The following is a 14,915-nucleotide window of genomic DNA, read 5'->3' as shown; positions in this document are numbered from 1 at the left end:
ACGCCGATGCGCGACCGAACCGACCTACCCGAACAAACGAGCCCCGCGGACCGCGACCGGAACGCCTCCACCCGCTTCCCCGTCGCCGTCGACGCCGCCCTGCGCGCCGCGGGCTGGCAGCCCGGCCGCTGGGACATCCGGCAGGCCGAGGAATGGGCCGACGCACTGCGCTCGCACGCCTCGCCCGCCGGCCACCAGCACGCGGTCTTCCCCGCGGCCGTGGAGGCCTGGGCCGAATTCGGCGGACTCCACATCACCGCGTCCGCGCCGGGCCGCCAGATCGCACCCGCCCCGGTACGCATCGACCCGCTGAGCGGACTCCACCTCGCCCGCACCCTCGGCGACCTCGGCCGGGCGCTGGAGACCGAGGTCAGCCCCCTGGGCGAAGAAGGGGACGGACAGGCGGTCCTGGCGATCGACACCGAAGGCCGCGTCTACAGCGTCGACCACACCGGCGACTGGTACCTCGGCCCGGACATCGACCGGGCGCTGGCGACCCTGGTCGCGGGAATCCAGCCGGAGCGCCTCGTCTCGGGTTAGGGCCCGTCCGGCGGATCAGGGCCCACCAGGCCCCGAACCCGCGCACCGCCCCCGCAGGACCGGCCGGGCCCCGCCCCGCCGGTCCCACGGTTCAGGCCGCCGCCCCCTGAGCCGGCAGCACCGCCGACACCCGGAAGCCGCCCGCATCCGTCGGACCCGAGACGAAGACACCGCCGAGCCCCAGCACCCGCTCCCGCATGCCGACCAGGCCGTTGCCCCCGCTCGGCAGCCCCGCGTCCGCCGTCGCCGCGTCCGACGGTCCGTTCTCCACCTGCATCGCGACCTCCGCGTCCCGGTGCGCCAGCCGCACCCACGTCTTCGCGCCCGCCGCATGCTTGTGCACGTTCGTCAGAGCCTCCTGCACCACCCGGTACGCCGTCTGCTCGACCTCGGGCGGATACGCGCGCGCCTCACCGTCCACCGACAGCTCCACCGTCATCCCCGCCGCCCTGGACTCCCCCACCAGGACCTCCACCTCATGCAACCGCGGCCCGTCCTCCGTGGCGGCGGCAGCCGCGGCAGCAGCCGCCTGACCGACCGAGGCCAGCGGCACCGAGGCCGGCCGGGCCGTCACCGACTCCCCCGCCCGCAGCACCCCGAGCATCTCCCGCAGCTCCGTCAGCGCCTGCCGGCCCATGTCACCGACCAGCGCCGCGTTGCGCACCGCCTTCGCCGGATCCTTCGGCGCGACGGCCTGGAGCGCGGCGGCGTGCACGACCATCAGACTCACCCGGTGGGCGACCACGTCGTGCATCTCGCGGGCGATCCGGTGGCGTTCCTCCGTACGCGCCCACTCCGCCCGCTCCTCCGCCCGGTCGGCGAGCAGCGACAACTCCCGCTCCAGCGAGTCCGCCCGCTCCCGCAGGCTCTCCATCAGCCGCCGCCGGGCCCCTATGTAGAGGCCGAACAGCACGGGCGGCGCGGTGAGCCCGAGCGACATGAAGAGCGAGATCAGCGGTACGTACCAGTCGCCCGGCCCGAAATCGTCCTGCTGGGAGACGCTCTGCCGCAGCCGTACGTACGTGACGATGAGCGTCCCCGCGAAGGACATCCCCATCAGCACCGCGGTGATCCTTCGCGGCACGTCGGAGGCGGCCAGCGTGTAGAGGCCGACCAGGCCCATCAGGAAGCCCATCTCGGCCGGTGTGGTCGCGACCGCCACCAGCACCACCGCGATCGGCCAGCGCCGCCGCAACACCAGGACCGACCCCGCGAGCAGCCCGAACAGCACACCCACCGGCACCGGCAACCCGGTGTCCCCGGCGAACTCCACACCCTCCAGCGCACACTCCAGCGCCGACAGGAGCGCGAGCCCCACATCCAGGGCGACACTGCGCCGCCGCTCCCACCACCAGTAGCCGCGGGTGGTCGACCCCGCCGCTTCCCGGTCTGCCCCCGTTGCGGTCATGCCGTCCACCCTACGGGCGACCGCACCTCATTTTCGGGCGACCTGGACAGCACGTGCGTCCGCCGGACAGAGACGGAACGACCACTTATCGCTTGAAATGGCGAAGCGAGCAGGCTTTCGCACCGGACGTCCGCATTCCGGACGACGCTCATTGCATGACGGAAATCACGAGCAAGTACGCCGATTTCGAAGACCTGCGCGAGCAGGCCATCGCCCTGCGCCGGGAATGCCTCGGCCTCCGGCAGATCCGCGACCGGATGCACATCCACAACAACGACATCCCGGGCCGCCTGGTCAAAGGCGAACCGGCTCCGCGCAGCCAAGGCATGACGTACGACCAGATCCAGGCGGGGTTTCGGCTACTGATCATCTACGTCACCAAGAGCGCAGACCTTTATCATCGCGTAGAAGGCACTTGGTACGGCATAGTGTTGGGTGCCTGTCCAGCGACCGGATGACATGTCCGGTTAGTTGGCCTTGTTCCCCTGTGGTGTAATTGGCAGCACAGTAGCTTTTGGTGCTATTTGTCCGGGTTCGAGTCCTGGCAGGGGAGCCTCCGCGTGCGGGCCCCGACCTCCGAGGTCGGGGCCCGCACCCATGCCCGCCCCATACCCCCCCGGTATCCTTCGGGTGTCCACCACCCGAAGCCGAAGGGCATTTCTGTGAGCTCCGAACGCCCGGCAGCCGTCGTCGTCCTCGCAGCGGGTGAGGGCACCCGCATGAAGTCGAAGACCCCCAAGGTCCTGCACGAGATCTCCGGGCGCTCGCTCGTCGGACATGTCGTCGCCGCCTCCCGCGAGCTGGACCCCGAGCACCTGGTCGTGGTCGTCGGCCACGGCAGCGAGCAGGTCACCGCGCACCTCGACGCCGTCGACGACCGACTGCGGACCGCCCACCAGACCGAGCAGAAGGGCACCGGCAACGCCGTGCGTGTCGGTCTCGACGAGCTGGGCGGCACCGTCGACGGCACCGTGATCGTCGTCTGCGGCGACACCCCGCTGCTCTCCGGCGAGACGCTCGTCGCGCTCGCCGCCACTCACACGGCCGATTCCAACGCCGTCACCGTGCTGACCGCCGAGGTCCCGGACTCCACCGGCTACGGCCGCATCGTCCGCGACCCGGCCGACGGCGCGGTCACCGAGATCGTCGAGCACAAGGACGCCACCGACGCCCAGCGCGAGATCCGGGAAATCAACTCCGGGGTCTTCGCCTTCGACGGCCGACTGCTCGCCGAGGCCCTCGGCAAGGTCCGTACCGACAACAGCCAGGGCGAGGAGTACCTCACCGACGTCCTGTCCATCCTGCGCGAGGCCGGGCACCGGGTCGGCGCCTCGGTGGCCGGGGACCACCGCGAGATCCTCGGCATCAACAACCGGGTCCAGCTGGCCGAGGCCCGGCGGCTGCTGAACCAGCGGCTGCTGGAGCGGGCCATGCTGGCCGGTGTGACCGTCGTGGACCCGGCGTCCACGCTGATCGACGCCACCGTCACCTACGAGCGGGACGCGATCGTGCACCCGGGCACCCAGCTGCTCGGCACCACGCATCTCGGCGAGGACGCCGAGGTCGGCCCCAACACCCGACTCACGGACACCGTCGTCCGCGCGGGCGCGCGCGTGGACAACACGGTCGCGGACCGGGCCGAGGTCGGCGAGGGCGCGACGGTCGGTCCGTACGCCTATCTGCGGCCCGGCACCACGCTCGGCACGAAGGCCAAGGCCGGTACGTACGTGGAGATGAAGAACGCCACGATCGGCGAGGGCACCAAGGTCCCGCACCTGAGCTACGTCGGCGACGCGACGATCGGCGACCACACCAACATCGGTGCCGCCAGCGTCTTCGTGAACTACGACGGCGTGGCCAAGCACCACACCACGATCGGCTCCCACTGCCGTACCGGGTCGGACAATATGTTTGTGGCGCCCGTCACGGTCGGGGACGGCGCCTACACCGCGGCCGGCTCGGTCATCACCAAGGACGTACCGCCCGGTTCACTGGCTGTCGCCCGCGGCCAGCAAAGGAATATCGAGGGTTGGGTGGCCCGCAAGCGTCCAGGAAGCGGCGCCGCGCAGGCGGCTCAGGCCGCCACATCGGAGCGTGACAGCGAAAGCTGACCGGAAACAGGTGCGCCGCGCACGGCGTACCGTGATAGATGCTCACCCCATTTCGGCTGGCTCGTTGCGCATCGGGACACATGCGCGCAGCGCCAGGAACACGTCTGAGGAGACTGTGCTGTGACCGGGATCAAGACGACCGGCGAGAAGAAACTGATGCTCTTCTCCGGCCGCGCCCACCCCGAGCTGGCCGAGGAGGTTGCGCACCAGCTGGGTGTCGGCCTCGTGCCGACGAAGGCCTTCGATTTCGCCAATGGTGAGATCTACGTCCGCTTCCAGGAGTCGGCCCGAGGCGCCGACTGCTTCCTGATCCAGAGCCACACCGCTCCGATCAACAAGTGGATCATGGAGCAGCTCATCATGCTGGACGCGCTGAAGCGCGCCTCGGCCCGTTCCATCACGGTGATCGTGCCGTTCTACGGCTACGCCCGCCAGGACAAGAAGCACCGCGGTCGCGAGCCGATCTCGGCCCGTCTGGTCGCCGACCTGATGAAGACGGCGGGTGCCGACCGCATCCTCACCGTCGACCTGCACACGGACCAGATCCAGGGCTTCTTCGACGGCCCGGTGGACCACCTCTTCGCGCTGCCGATCCTGGCCGACTACGTCGGCGCCAAGGTCGACCGCTCGAAGCTGACGATCGTCTCCCCGGACGCCGGCCGGGTGCGGGTCGCCGACCGCTGGTGCGACCGCCTGGACGCCCCGCTCGCCATCGTGCACAAGCGCCGGGACAAGGACGTCGCCAACCAGGTGACGGTCCACGAGGTCGTCGGCAATGTGAAGGGCCGGGTCTGTGTCCTGGTCGACGACATGATCGACACCGGTGGCACCATCTGCGCCGCTGCCGACGCCCTGTTCGCGCACGGTGCCGAGGACGTCATAGTGACGGCGACGCACGGTGTGCTCTCGGGTCCGGCCGCGGACCGGCTGAAGAACTCCAAGGTCAGCGAGTTCGTGTTCACGGACACCCTGCCGACCCCGGGCGAGCTGGAGCTCGACAAGATCACGGTGCTGTCGATCGCCCCGACGATCGCGCGCGCGGTGCGTGAGGTCTTCGAGGACGGCTCGGTCACCAGCCTCTTCGAGGAGCAGTAGGAACAGCGGTACCGAAGATCCACTTTGGGGGCGGCCTCCCCGCCGGGTAGACTCAGCGAGTTGCTCGGCGAGGGAGGCCGTACCCATGTGTACGGCGGTCCGTTATCGACGCGCTCTTCGTAGCAGGCCTGTCGTGGGCCGGGTGACCGTCCGATTTTCGTCACCTTACGAGGAGTGCAGTCATGGCTGAGGTCAAGCTCGCCGCCCAGGTCCGTACCGAGTTCGGCAAGGGTGCCGCCCGCCGCACCCGCCGCGCCAACCTGGTTCCCGCGGTCGTCTACGGCCACGGTGCCGAGCCGGTTCACGTCACCCTGCCGGGTCACGAGCTGATGATGGCGCTCAAGACCGCCAACGTCCTGATCGGTCTGGAGATCGACGGCAAGGACGCGCTGGTCATCCCGAAGGCCGTGCAGCGCAACCCGCTCAAGGGCGACATCGAGCACGTCGACCTGCTGACCGTCAAGCGCGGCGAGAAGGTCAACGTCGAGGTCGCCGTGCACGTCGAGGGCGACCTGGCCCCGGGCGGCAACCTCCTGGAGTACGTGCAGAACACCCTGCTCGTCGAGGCCGAGGCCACCCACATCCCCGAGTCCGTCACGGTCTCCGTCGCGGGCCTGGACGCCGGTGCGTCCGTCCTCGCCAAGGACATCCCGCTGCCGAAGGGCTCCGTGCTGGCCGGTGACGAGGACGCCGTCGTGCTCCAGGTCGTCGCCGCGCAGGCCGAGGAGCCGGCTGCCGAGTCCGCCGAAGCGGGCGCCGAGGCCTGAGCCTCGCCCGCACTGCTTGACTGACGGGGCGGCGGTTCCTTGTTCGAGGACCCGCCGCCCCGTTTCCCTGTGATCAGCCCCCCCCTGTAACCAGCCGTCGCACGCGAGGAGACCGAGCAGAGATGTCCGACGCCACTGATCCCTGGCTCATCGTGGGCCTCGGCAATCCCGGTCCCGAGTACGCGGCGAACCGGCACAATGTCGGCTTCATGGTGGCCGATCTCCTGGCCGAGCGGATCGGCGGGAAGTTCAAGCGGGCGCAGAAGGCGCAGGCGCAGGTCGTGGAGGGCCGCATGGGCCCGCCCGGCCCGGCGAGCCGGCGGGTGATCCTGGCCAAGCCGATGTCGTACATGAACCTGTCGGGCGGTCCCGTCACGGCGCTGCGCGACTTCTACAAGGTGCCGACCGACCACATCGTGGCGATCCATGACGAGCTGGACATCGACTACGGGACACTGCGGCTGAAGCTGGGTGGTGGCGACAACGGGCACAACGGGCTGAAGTCGATGACCAAGTCGATGGGTGCGGACTATCACCGGATCCGGTTCGGGATCGGGCGGCCGCCGGGGCGGATGCAGGTCGCGGATTTCGTGCTGAAGGACTTCTCGTCCACCGAGCGCAAGGAGCTCGGGTACATGGTGGACCGGGCCGCGGACTCGGTGGAGTGTCTGCTGGCGGAGGGCCTGGAGCGCGCGCAGAGCGCGTACAACTCCTGACGCCCGCAGCAACGGCGGTGGCGCGCACAACTCTGACATTCCTGCCGGTACCCCGGCGATTTTCGGCCACGAGTTGACCGGTGGTGCCGGTCTGCCCAAGGATCGCTCCCCATGAAGCGGAGCTCCTCCCACCGCGCCCTGGTCTACGCCCGCAACGCCGCCATGGGCTGTGTTGTCCTGTTGCTGCTGGTGGCGGGTGTGCTGTCGTCCTGGAACGAGGCGCACCACATAGTTCTGTCCAAAGGCCGTGAGCACGGCACGATGACCGTGACGGGTTGCGGCGCCGATGTCTGTACCGGTCCGTTCGCGCCGTCGGGGCAGGCCGTCGCACGTTCCCGGGTGACGATCGACAGGTCCGTCGCGGCGAGGAGGGGCGAACGGTTCCCCGTCGTGGTGAAGCCGGGCACGGATGATGTGGTGCGTGCCGGGACGCCGGGCTTTCTGCACGCCTGGGTGCCGCTGGGCGGTGCCCTGTTGCTGTCGGGGCTGGTGATCGGTGGTGGCCTGCGGCTGTCCCGTACCGGCTGGTGCACAGGGATCGCGGGTGCGGCCCTGCTCGTGGCGACGTTCTTCGCACTGTGAGCGGGGCCGCACCCGTGTCCGGGTGGGATCAGCCGGTGTTGCGCAGGCCCGCGGCGACACCGTTCACGGTGAGCAGCAGGGCCCTGGCGAGCAGCGGGTCGGGCTCTTCGCCGCGTGCCGCGGCTTCGCGCTGGCGGGCCAGCAGCGAGACCTGGAGGTAGGAGATCGGGTCCAGGTAGGCGTCGCGGATGGCGAAGGTCTGCTGGAGCACGGGGCTGGTGCCGAGCAGTTCGGTGCCGCCGGTGACCCTGAGGACTTCCTGCACGGTGAGTGCGTGCTCGGCCTCGATGTCGGCGAAGACGTGCTTCAGTTCGTCGGGGACGAGCGTGTCGACGTAGTGCCGGGCGATGCGCAGGTCGGTCTTGGCAAGGGTCATCTCGACGTTGGAGATGAAGTTCCGGAAGAAGTGCCAGTGTTCGTGCATTTCGTCCAGGACGGTGTCCAGGCCGGCTTCGCGCAGTGCCCTGAGTCCGGAGCCGACGCCGTACCAGCCGGGCACGATCTGGCGGGACTGGGTCCAGCCGAAGACCCACGGGATGGCCCGCAGTCCGTCGAGTCCGGCGCCCGAGTCGGGGCGGCGGGACGGGCGGGAGCCGAGGTGGAGGTCGGCGAGCTGGTCGACCGGGGTGGCCGCGAAGAAGTACGCGGGCAGGTCCGGGTCCTCGACGAGCTTGCGGTAGGCCGCGTGCGCCGCGTCGGAGACCGTGTCCATCGCGGCGTCCCAGCGGGCGAGGGCCTCGTCGGACTGGCGGGGCGCGGTGTGCAGCGCGGAGGCCTGGAGGGTGGCCGCGACGGTCAGCTCCAGGTTCTCCCGGGCGAGCGCCGGGATGAGGTACTTGTCGGAGATGACCTCGCCCTGCTCGGTCACCTTGATCTCGCCCTCCAGCGTGCCCCACGGCTGCGCGAGGATCGCGTCGTGCGAGGGGCCGCCGCCGCGGCCGACGGTGCCGCCGCGACCGTGGAAGAGCCGCAGCCGTACGCCGTAGCGGTGTGCGACGTCGCGAAGGCGGCGCTGGGCGCGGTGGATCTCCCACTGGGAGGTGGTGATGCCGCCGAACTTGGAGGAGTCGGAGTAGCCGAGCATGACCTCCTGCACGTCTCCGCGGAGCGAGACCAGACGGCGGTACGACGGGTCGGCGAGCATCTCGTCGAGGATGACGTCGGCGGCGCGCAGCTCGTCGGTGGTCTCCAGGAGCGGCACGATGCCGATCTTGGCCCAGCCGCCGTGCAGGTCGATCAGGCCGGCCTCGCGGGCGAGTACGGCGGCGGCGAAGACGTCGTCGGCGCCCTGGCACATCGAGATGATGTAGGACTCGATGACTTCGGGGCCGAAGCGCTCGAAGGCTTCCTTGACGGTGTGGAAGACGCCGAGGGTCTTCTCGCCGGCGGCGTCGAGGGGGGCCGGGGTCGGGGCGAGCGGACGGCGGGAGCGGAGTTCCTTGGCGAGGAGCTTCTGCCGGTAGTCGCGGGGCATGTCGGCGTAGCGCCAGGATTCCTCGCCGAGCCGGTCGAAGAGCTGGCCGAGGGCGTGGTGGTGGGCGTCGGCGTGCTCGCGGACGTCCATGGTGGCGAGCTGGAGGCCGAAGGCGGAGAGGGTGCGGATGGTGCGGTCCATCCGCCCGTCGGCGAAGAGTCCGCCGCGGTGCTCGCGCAGTGAGGTCTGGATGAGTTCCAGGTCGGCGAGGAGCTCGGCGGTGCCGAGGTAGTCGCAGCCGGGGCGGTGCGGGGTGCCGGTGGCGAGGCGCTCGCGGGTGTTGACGAGCTTCTGCCGGATGCAGGTGGCCTTGAGGCGGTAGGGCTCCTCGGCATTCAGCCGCTTGTAGCGCGGGCTGATCTCGGGGAGGCGTTCCAGGTCGGCTTCGAGTGAGGTCAGCAGTTCGTCGGTGGCACCGGTGTAGCGGATGGAGTTGGAGAGCAGTCCGCGCAGGTGGTCGATGAGTTCGAGGGCGTCGGTGATGCCGTGTTCGTGCTGGAGGATCAGCACTTCCCAGGTGACGGCGGGCGTCACGTTGGGGTTGCCGTCGCGGTCGCCGCCGATCCAGGTGCCGAAGGTGAGCGGGCGGGTGCCCGCGGGCAGTTCGACGCCGACGCGTTCGAGTTCGGCGGCCAGGTCCTCGAGTACGTCGCCGACGGCGTTGGCGTGCAGTTCGTCGAGGTAGTAGATGGCGTTGCGGGCTTCGTCGGCGGGCTCGGGGCGGACCACGCGCAGTTCGTCGGTCTGCCAGATGAGGTCGATGTTCTCGGCGAGCCGGAGGTCCTGGCGGCGCCGGTCGGCGTCGACGACGGGCGTCTCCAGGAGCGCGGCGATGCGGCGGAGCTTGTTCAGCACGGAGCGCCGGGCGGCCTCGGTCGGGTGTGCGGTGAAGACGGGTCGTACGTTGAGGTTCTTGACGGTCTCGCGCAGGTGGACGGGGTCGGCGTCCTTGAGCCGGTCGGCGGTGCGGGCGAGGAGCCCGCCCTCGGCGGCGCGGCGGTCGCGCATCTCGTGGGCGCGGTGGACCTGCTCGGTGACGTTGGCGAGATGGAAGTAGGTGGAGAAGGCGCGCACGAGCTGCGCGGCGGTCTCCAGGTCCGTGTCGCCGAGGAGCTGGGCCGCGGCTTCGCCGTCGGTGCGGGTCAGGGCGCGGACGCGCTCGACGAGGTCGAGGAGTTCCTGGCCCTCCTGGCGTACGAGGGTCTCGCCCAGCAGGTCGCCGAGGCGGCGGATGTCGGCGCGCAGCTCGGGGCTGGCGGCGGGGGTCTGGTCGGCACTGCTCACAGTGTGCGGCTCCTTGCAGTGGTTGAGCACGGGGGTTCTCCGGGGCCGCGGCAGGCAGCGATGCTGACGCCACCCCGGGACAGCAGAGTGCGGACCGCGCTGTCCGACCCCACCAGGATAGGTGTCCACTCCGTCGGCACCGCTCGCGGCCCGATCGGGTTTCCCCTTCGTGGGCGGCCCGTCGCGCTCTCGTGCAGCGGGCCTCCGCGCTGCCATACTTACGTTGCCGTAGGTTACGGAACCGTAGCCAGAGCTATCCGTCGTACTCCTCATCCCCAGGGGACTCCCCATGAACACCAGCCCCGCTGCGATCGACGACGCCCAGCCATCGGCGGCCGACGGTCAGACCCTTCCCTCCGCCACCCTCGGCGGGGACAACAAGCGGTCGATCGAGCAGATCGCCCTTCTGCTGTTCATCGTGGTGCCGTTCGTGGCGCTGGTCGCTGCGGTGCCGCTGGCCTGGGGCCGCGGCGTGAGCTGGCTCGATCTGGGCCTGCTCGTGGCGATGTACTTCATCGGCTGCCACGGCATCACGATCGGTTTCCACCGCTATTTCACCCATGGCTCCTTCAAGGCGAAGCGCCCGCTCCGCATCGCTCTCGCCGTCGCCGGTTCGCTGGCCGTGGAGGGCCCGTTGGTGCGCTGGGTGGCCGACCACCGCAGGCATCACCGTTTCTCCGACGCGGAGGGCGACCCACACTCGCCGTGGCGCTTCGGTGAGAGTCTGCCCGCCCTGATGAAGGGCCTGTGGTGGGCCCATATCGGCTGGATGTTCGACGAGGAGCAGACTTCGCAGCAGAAGTACGCCCCCGATCTGATCAAGGACCCGGCGCTGCGCGGCGTCTCCCGCCACTTCATGACCCTCACGGCCGCTTCGCTGGCGCTGCCGCCGCTGGTGGGCGGTCTGGTGACGATGTCGTGGTGGGGTGCGGCGACGGCCTTCTTCTGGGGCTCGCTGGTCCGGGTGGCCCTGCTGCACCACGTCACCTGGTCGATCAACTCGATCTGCCACGCGGTCGGCAAGCGCCCTTTCAAGTCGCGTGACCGGTCCGGGAATGTGTGGTGGCTGGCGGTCCTGTCCTGCGGAGAGTCCTGGCACAACCTGCACCACGCCGATCCGACGAGCGCCCGGCACGGTGTGATGAGGGGGCAGATCGATTCGAGTGCCCGGTTGATCCGCTGGTTCGAGAAGCTGGGCTGGGCGCACGACGTGCGCTGGCCGGACGCTGCCCGGATCGAGTCCCGCCGTATCGACTCCCGGCGCGCCCCCGAGCGCGCCGACGCGGCATGATTGACGACGTGGCGACCGACTCCAGCACCAGCAGCGAGAACAAACGTCCTTCCTCCTCCCCCCGGCGCACCCGCCGGGTGCGGATGACGGGCAAGGAACGCCGCGAGCAGTTGCTGGACATCGGTCGCACGCTCTTCGCCGACAAGGGCTTCGAGGGCACCTCGGTCGAGGAGATCGCCTCCCGCGCCGGTGTCTCCAAGCCGGTCGTGTACGAGCACTTCGGCGGCAAGGAAGGCCTGTACGCCGTCGTGGTCGACCGTGAGATGCGCCAGCTCCTGGACATGGTCACCAGCGCGCTGACCGCGGGCCACCCGCGCGAGCTCCTGGAGCAGGCCGCGTTCGCCCTGCTCGACTACATCGAGACGTACACCGACGGCTTCCGCATCCTGGTCCGCGACTCCCCCGTGGCCCAGTCGACCGGCACCTTCGCCTCCCTGATCAGCGACATCGCCACCCAGGTGGAGGACATCCTGGGCCTGGAGTTCAAGGCCCGCGGCTTCGACCCGAAGCTGGCCCCGCTGTACGCGCAGGCGCTGGTCGGCATGGTCGCCCTGACCGGCCAGTGGTGGGTCAACGCCCGCAAGCCGAAGAAGTCGGAGGTCGCCGCCCACCTGGTGAACCTGGCCTGGCACGGCCTGGAGAACCTGGAGGCGAAGCCGAGGCTGATAGGGCACCGCAAGAGCTGAACGGGGGGCCGGTCACCCGTTGTGAATACGGCTCGGGGAAGCGGCCCCTACTGCGCAACGGTCCGGAACCCGATGTGTCCGTCGTCCGCGCCGACGCCGTCACCGATCTTGAGCAGACCCGTTTCCAGGCCGCCGACGTCCTGCTCGCCGTCGAGGTCGTCTCGCCCGATTCCGAGGCCCGCGACCGCGACGCCAAGCCGCAGAAGTACGCGGCGGCCGGTATCCCGAACTTCTGGCTGGTCGACATGGCCGGCACCGACAACCGCCCGGTGGTGCGGGTGTACGAGCTGGACCCGGTGTCCAGGGCGTACGCCCTGACGGGGATCCACCACGACCGCCTCAAGACGGGCGTGCCGTTCCCGATCGACATCGACATCACCCGGGAGGCGCTGGACGAGCTGTGACGGTCAGCCGTCCGTCCGCTCCAGGAACTCCAGCCGGTTCCCCACCGGGTCGTGGCTGTAGAAGCGACGGTGCCCCGGCAGATCACCGTCCCAGCGCACCTCGGCACCCCGCTCCGCCAGCCGGGCCGCGTACGCCTCGATGTCCGTGACGCGCAGCCCGGGGTGGGCCTTCCGGGCCGGGCGGAAGTCCTGCTCGATGCCCAGGTGGAGCTGGACCGGGCCCGCCTGGAACCAGCAGCCGCCGCGGGCCGCGAGGGCCGGGGGCTTGGGGATCTCCGTCATGCCGAGGGTGTCGGCGTAGTAGGCACGAAGGGCATCCTCGGAGCCCTCCGGTGCGGCGAGCTGTACGTGGTCGAGCGCGGCGATCATCACTTCTCCTTGCTGGCCACGGCGAAGATGCGGCGGAACGGGAAGACGGTGCCGTGCGGGCCCCGGCGGTAGGCGGTGCGCAGCAGGTCGCGGTATTCGGCGAGGAACGCGTCGCGGGCCTCGGGGTCGTCGGCCAGGGCGGTCAGGACGGGGCGCAGGCCGGTGCCCTTGACCCAGTCGAGCACCGGGTCCTCGCCGGGCAGCAGGTGCAGGTAGGTGGTCTCCCAGACGTCCGCCGTGATGCCGGGGGCGGTCAGCGCGTCGAGGTAGGCGGTGGGGGCGAGCACGGCGTCGGCATGGCGCAGCTCGCCGGCCAGGCGGTCGCGCCAGCGCGGGGAGCCGGCGAGTTCCCGCATCAGGACGTGGCTGGGCTGGTCGAAGTTGCCGGGGACCTGGAAGGCGAACGTGCCGCCGGGGGTGATCGCGTCCAGCCAGTCCGGGAAGCGGTCGGCGTGGTCGGGGACCCACTGGAGCAGGGCGTTGGAGACGATCAGGTCGTACGGCTCGGCGGGGGTCCAGGTCGTGGCGTCGGCCTCGGCGAAGTCGAGGCGGGGGCCGGCGTGGGCGCGGGCCCGTTCGAGCATCTGCGGGGAGTTGTCGTAGCCGGTGATCCGGGCCTCGGGCCAGCGGTCGGCGAGCAGGGCGGTGACGTTGCCCGCTCCGCAGCCGAGGTCGGCGATACGGGGTGCGGGGGCGGCCGGGAGGTCGGCGATGCGGGCGAGGAGGTCGAGGAAGGGGCGGGTGCGGTGGTCGGCGTGGCGCAGGTACTGCTGCGGGTCCCAGGTGGGTGAGGTCATGGAGTCAGGATCACGCCAGAAATATCTTGATGTCAAGACACTTGAATTCAAGAGACTTCATGTCGACAGACCCTCTACACTGATCCACATGGAGGACGAGGTCGACCGACTGGTCGCTGCATGGCGCCGCGAGCGCCCCGACCTCGACGTGGAACCACTCGAGGTGCTCAGCCGCGTCTCCCGCCTGGCCCGCCATCTGGACCGGGCCCGCCGGATCGCCTTCTCCGAGCACAATCTGGAGCCCTGGGAGTTCGACGTACTGACGTCCCTGCGTCGCGCCGGCGCCCCCTACCAGCTCTCCCCCGGCCAGCTCCTCACCCAGACCCTGGTCACCTCCGGCACGATGACCAACCGCATCGACCGCCTGACCAAGAAGAACCTCGTCGAGCGCCTCCCCGACCCCAGCGACCGCCGTGGCGTGCTCGTCCGGCTCACCGCCGAGGGCCGCGACAAGGCCGACCAGTCACTGGCCGGACTGCTCGCCCAGGAGCGCGCCATCCTGAGCGAGCTCTCCACCCAGCAGCGGGGCGAACTGGCCGGACTGCTACGCCAGTTGACCGCCCCGTTCGACAACATTCCCGGCTAGATCAGGCCCGGCCGGATCGGCCGGCCCGACGCCCGCGCGCCGGGCCAGGGCGACCGCGGCCAGGGTGGAGTGCACACCCAGCTTCCCCAGCACGTTCTGCATATGGGTACGGACCGTGTGCGGGGAGAGGAAGAGCCGCTCGGCCACCGCCTTGCGGCCCAGGCCCGCCACCATGCAGCGCAGCACCTCGCGTTCGCGCGGGGTCAGGGACTCGACCAGCTGCTCGCTCTCGGTGCGGTGCTTGCGCGCCGCCGTCAGCTCCCGCAGCACGCCGGTGAGCAGCGCCGGGGGCAGATGTGTCTCGTCCCGCAGCACCCCGCGGATGACCGTGAGCAGCCGTTGCAGCGAGCAGTCCTTGGCGACCCAGCCGAAGGCGCCGGCCTGCAGTGCCAGCGCGGCCCGGCGCGGGTCGTCCTTCTCGGCGAGCACCACCGTGCGCACGGACGGCCGGCCCGAACGGACCCCGGCCACCAGGGAGATGCCGTCCACCGGGGCGTTCTCCCCGTCGGCGGGGACCGGGACCGGCGCCCGGCGGTCTCCCGCCGTGCGCAGGATGCCCAGCTCGGCATCGACCAGCATCACGTCGTAGCCGCGCCCCTCGGCGGCGGCCCGCTCCAGGCACCGCAGCGCGGCGGGGCCGCTGCCCGCCGCCGCCACCTCCACGTCCGGCTCGGCCGCCAGTGCCGCTGCGAGCGACTCGGCGAAAATACGGTGGTCGTCCACCACGAGAACCCGGATACGAACCACAGGCACCCCCATGCCGCGTCTGTTCCCGGGCCACCCCCGGGCCCGCCGAAAGGGACCG

General features: G+C 70.5%; 15 protein-coding genes, 1 tRNA gene and 1 pseudogene. 12 read left to right on the top strand and 5 right to left on the bottom strand.

Translation table 11 applies throughout. The features are described 5' to 3' along the window. The first annotated feature begins 6 nt into the window (after nucleotides 1–6). Nucleotides 7–540: an SUKH-3 domain-containing protein gene (locus OG611_RS11470; protein ID WP_266418318.1), complete on the top strand. Its 534-nt coding sequence runs from the start codon at nucleotides 7–9 to the stop codon at nucleotides 538–540. A 91-nt stretch (nucleotides 541–631) separates the two neighbouring features. Here the strand turns inward: OG611_RS11470 and OG611_RS11465 are convergent, their stop codons facing one another. Then, nucleotides 632–1,948, bottom strand: a complete 1,317-nt coding sequence (locus OG611_RS11465) for a sensor histidine kinase (protein WP_266418316.1) — start codon at nucleotides 1,946–1,948, stop codon at nucleotides 632–634. A 155-nt stretch (nucleotides 1,949–2,103) separates the two neighbouring features. Here OG611_RS11465 and OG611_RS11460 point away from each other — a divergent pair, with 155 nt between their 5' ends. The 7 genes from OG611_RS11460 to OG611_RS11430 all read left to right on the top strand — a co-directional run bounded on the left by OG611_RS11460 (nucleotide 2,104) and on the right by OG611_RS11430 (nucleotide 7,219). Continuing rightward, nucleotides 2,104–2,406, top strand: coding sequence for a hypothetical protein (locus OG611_RS11460; RefSeq protein ID WP_266426311.1), 303 nt, complete (start codon nucleotides 2,104–2,106; stop codon nucleotides 2,404–2,406). Nucleotides 2,407–2,429: 23 nt separating this feature from the next. Continuing rightward, a tRNA-Gln gene (locus tag OG611_RS11455) sits at nucleotides 2,430–2,501 on the top strand. A 109-nt stretch (nucleotides 2,502–2,610) separates the two neighbouring features. Continuing rightward, entirely contained in the window at nucleotides 2,611–4,059 is a 1,449-nt protein-coding gene (gene glmU / locus OG611_RS11450) for a bifunctional UDP-N-acetylglucosamine diphosphorylase/glucosamine-1-phosphate N-acetyltransferase GlmU (RefSeq protein WP_266418314.1), read from the top strand. Nucleotides 4,060–4,179: 120 nt separating this feature from the next. Then, nucleotides 4,180–5,154 (top strand): ribose-phosphate diphosphokinase, encoded by a 975-nt coding sequence (locus tag OG611_RS11445; RefSeq protein ID WP_030976866.1) that lies wholly within the window; start codon nucleotides 4,180–4,182, stop codon nucleotides 5,152–5,154. A gap of 182 nt (nucleotides 5,155–5,336) precedes the next feature. Continuing rightward, nucleotides 5,337–5,921: a 50S ribosomal protein L25/general stress protein Ctc gene (locus OG611_RS11440; protein WP_266418309.1), complete on the top strand. Its 585-nt coding sequence runs from the start codon at nucleotides 5,337–5,339 to the stop codon at nucleotides 5,919–5,921. Between the two features lie 122 nt (nucleotides 5,922–6,043). After that, nucleotides 6,044–6,637: an aminoacyl-tRNA hydrolase gene (gene pth / locus OG611_RS11435; protein ID WP_266418307.1), complete on the top strand. Its 594-nt coding sequence runs from the start codon at nucleotides 6,044–6,046 to the stop codon at nucleotides 6,635–6,637. A 111-nt stretch (nucleotides 6,638–6,748) separates the two neighbouring features. After that, nucleotides 6,749–7,219, top strand: coding sequence for a hypothetical protein (locus OG611_RS11430; protein WP_266418305.1), 471 nt, complete (start codon nucleotides 6,749–6,751; stop codon nucleotides 7,217–7,219). A gap of 28 nt (nucleotides 7,220–7,247) precedes the next feature. Here OG611_RS11430 and ppc read toward each other — a convergent pair whose 3' ends face one another. Beyond that, complete coding sequence (gene ppc / locus OG611_RS11425) at nucleotides 7,248–9,977, bottom strand: phosphoenolpyruvate carboxylase (protein ID WP_266418303.1); 2,730 nt, start codon at nucleotides 9,975–9,977, stop codon at nucleotides 7,248–7,250. A 289-nt stretch (nucleotides 9,978–10,266) separates the two neighbouring features. On the opposite strand from ppc, the gene OG611_RS11420 reads away from it, so the two are divergent. From OG611_RS11420 to OG611_RS11410, 3 genes and pseudogenes are all read left to right on the top strand, one after another. Further along, on the top strand, nucleotides 10,267–11,268 hold the full coding sequence (locus OG611_RS11420; protein WP_266418301.1) for a fatty acid desaturase: 1,002 nt from the start codon (nucleotides 10,267–10,269) through the stop codon (nucleotides 11,266–11,268). Further along, nucleotides 11,265–11,954 carry a TetR/AcrR family transcriptional regulator gene (locus tag OG611_RS11415; RefSeq protein ID WP_266418299.1) on the top strand — a complete coding sequence of 230 codons (690 nt, stop codon included), beginning with the start codon at nucleotides 11,265–11,267 and terminating at the stop codon, nucleotides 11,952–11,954. The genes OG611_RS11420 and OG611_RS11415 overlap by 4 nt, the downstream gene beginning before the upstream one ends. Nucleotides 11,955–12,007: 53 nt before the next feature. Beyond that, nucleotides 12,008–12,358, top strand: a pseudogene (locus OG611_RS11410) (Uma2 family endonuclease); the annotation flags it as partial. A gap of 3 nt (nucleotides 12,359–12,361) precedes the next feature. On the opposite strand, the gene OG611_RS11405 reads toward OG611_RS11410, so the two are convergent. Both OG611_RS11405 and OG611_RS11400 read right to left on the bottom strand, forming a co-directional pair. Further along, the gene (locus tag OG611_RS11405) at nucleotides 12,362–12,727 is read right to left on the bottom strand and encodes a VOC family protein (protein ID WP_266418297.1); all 366 of its coding nucleotides are present in this window, start codon (nucleotides 12,725–12,727) and stop codon (nucleotides 12,362–12,364) included. Next, on the bottom strand, nucleotides 12,727–13,524 hold the full coding sequence (locus OG611_RS11400) for a trans-aconitate 2-methyltransferase (protein WP_266418295.1): 798 nt from the start codon (nucleotides 13,522–13,524) through the stop codon (nucleotides 12,727–12,729). Before OG611_RS11400 ends, OG611_RS11405 begins: the two co-directional genes overlap by 1 nt. An 88-nt stretch (nucleotides 13,525–13,612) precedes the next feature. On the opposite strand from OG611_RS11400, the gene OG611_RS11395 reads away from it, so the two are divergent. Further along, nucleotides 13,613–14,110, top strand: coding sequence for a MarR family winged helix-turn-helix transcriptional regulator (locus OG611_RS11395; RefSeq protein ID WP_072487439.1), 498 nt, complete (start codon nucleotides 13,613–13,615; stop codon nucleotides 14,108–14,110). Here OG611_RS11395 and OG611_RS11390 read toward each other — a convergent pair. Further along, nucleotides 14,069–14,869: a response regulator transcription factor gene (locus OG611_RS11390; protein ID WP_266418293.1), complete on the bottom strand. Its 801-nt coding sequence runs from the start codon at nucleotides 14,867–14,869 to the stop codon at nucleotides 14,069–14,071. The genes OG611_RS11395 and OG611_RS11390 overlap by 42 nt on opposite strands. Nucleotides 14,870–14,915 lie beyond the last annotated feature (46 nt).

The sequence above is a fragment of the Streptomyces sp. NBC_01363 genome (assembly GCF_026340595.1).
Classification (GTDB): Bacteria; Actinomycetota; Actinomycetes; order Streptomycetales; family Streptomycetaceae; genus Streptomyces.
The sequence above is the reverse complement of the archived record's forward strand: the minus strand, read 5'-3'. Positions and strand labels throughout refer to the sequence as shown.

Excerpts from the sequence above, each read along its gene's own strand:
- OG611_RS11470 (WP_266418318.1), top strand. The coding sequence starts at position 7 with ATGCGCGACCGAACCGACCTACCCGAACAAACGAGCCCCGCGGACCGC.
- OG611_RS11415 (WP_266418299.1), top strand. The coding sequence starts at position 11,265 with ATGATTGACGACGTGGCGACCGACTCCAGCACCAGCAGCGAGAACAAA.
- OG611_RS11465 (WP_266418316.1), bottom strand. The coding sequence starts at position 1,948 with ATGACCGCAACGGGGGCAGACCGGGAAGCGGCGGGGTCGACCACCCGC.
- OG611_RS11430 (WP_266418305.1), top strand. The coding sequence starts at position 6,749 with ATGAAGCGGAGCTCCTCCCACCGCGCCCTGGTCTACGCCCGCAACGCC.
- OG611_RS11400 (WP_266418295.1), bottom strand. The coding sequence starts at position 13,524 with ATGACCTCACCCACCTGGGACCCGCAGCAGTACCTGCGCCACGCCGAC.
- pth (WP_266418307.1), top strand. The coding sequence starts at position 6,044 with ATGTCCGACGCCACTGATCCCTGGCTCATCGTGGGCCTCGGCAATCCC.
- OG611_RS11390 (WP_266418293.1), bottom strand. The coding sequence starts at position 14,869 with ATGGGGGTGCCTGTGGTTCGTATCCGGGTTCTCGTGGTGGACGACCAC.
- OG611_RS11405 (WP_266418297.1), bottom strand. The coding sequence starts at position 12,727 with ATGATCGCCGCGCTCGACCACGTACAGCTCGCCGCACCGGAGGGCTCC.
- OG611_RS11440 (WP_266418309.1), top strand. The coding sequence starts at position 5,337 with ATGGCTGAGGTCAAGCTCGCCGCCCAGGTCCGTACCGAGTTCGGCAAG.
- OG611_RS11420 (WP_266418301.1), top strand. The coding sequence starts at position 10,267 with ATGAACACCAGCCCCGCTGCGATCGACGACGCCCAGCCATCGGCGGCC.
- OG611_RS11395 (WP_072487439.1), top strand. The coding sequence starts at position 13,613 with ATGGAGGACGAGGTCGACCGACTGGTCGCTGCATGGCGCCGCGAGCGC.
- OG611_RS11460 (WP_266426311.1), top strand. The coding sequence starts at position 2,104 with ATGACGGAAATCACGAGCAAGTACGCCGATTTCGAAGACCTGCGCGAG.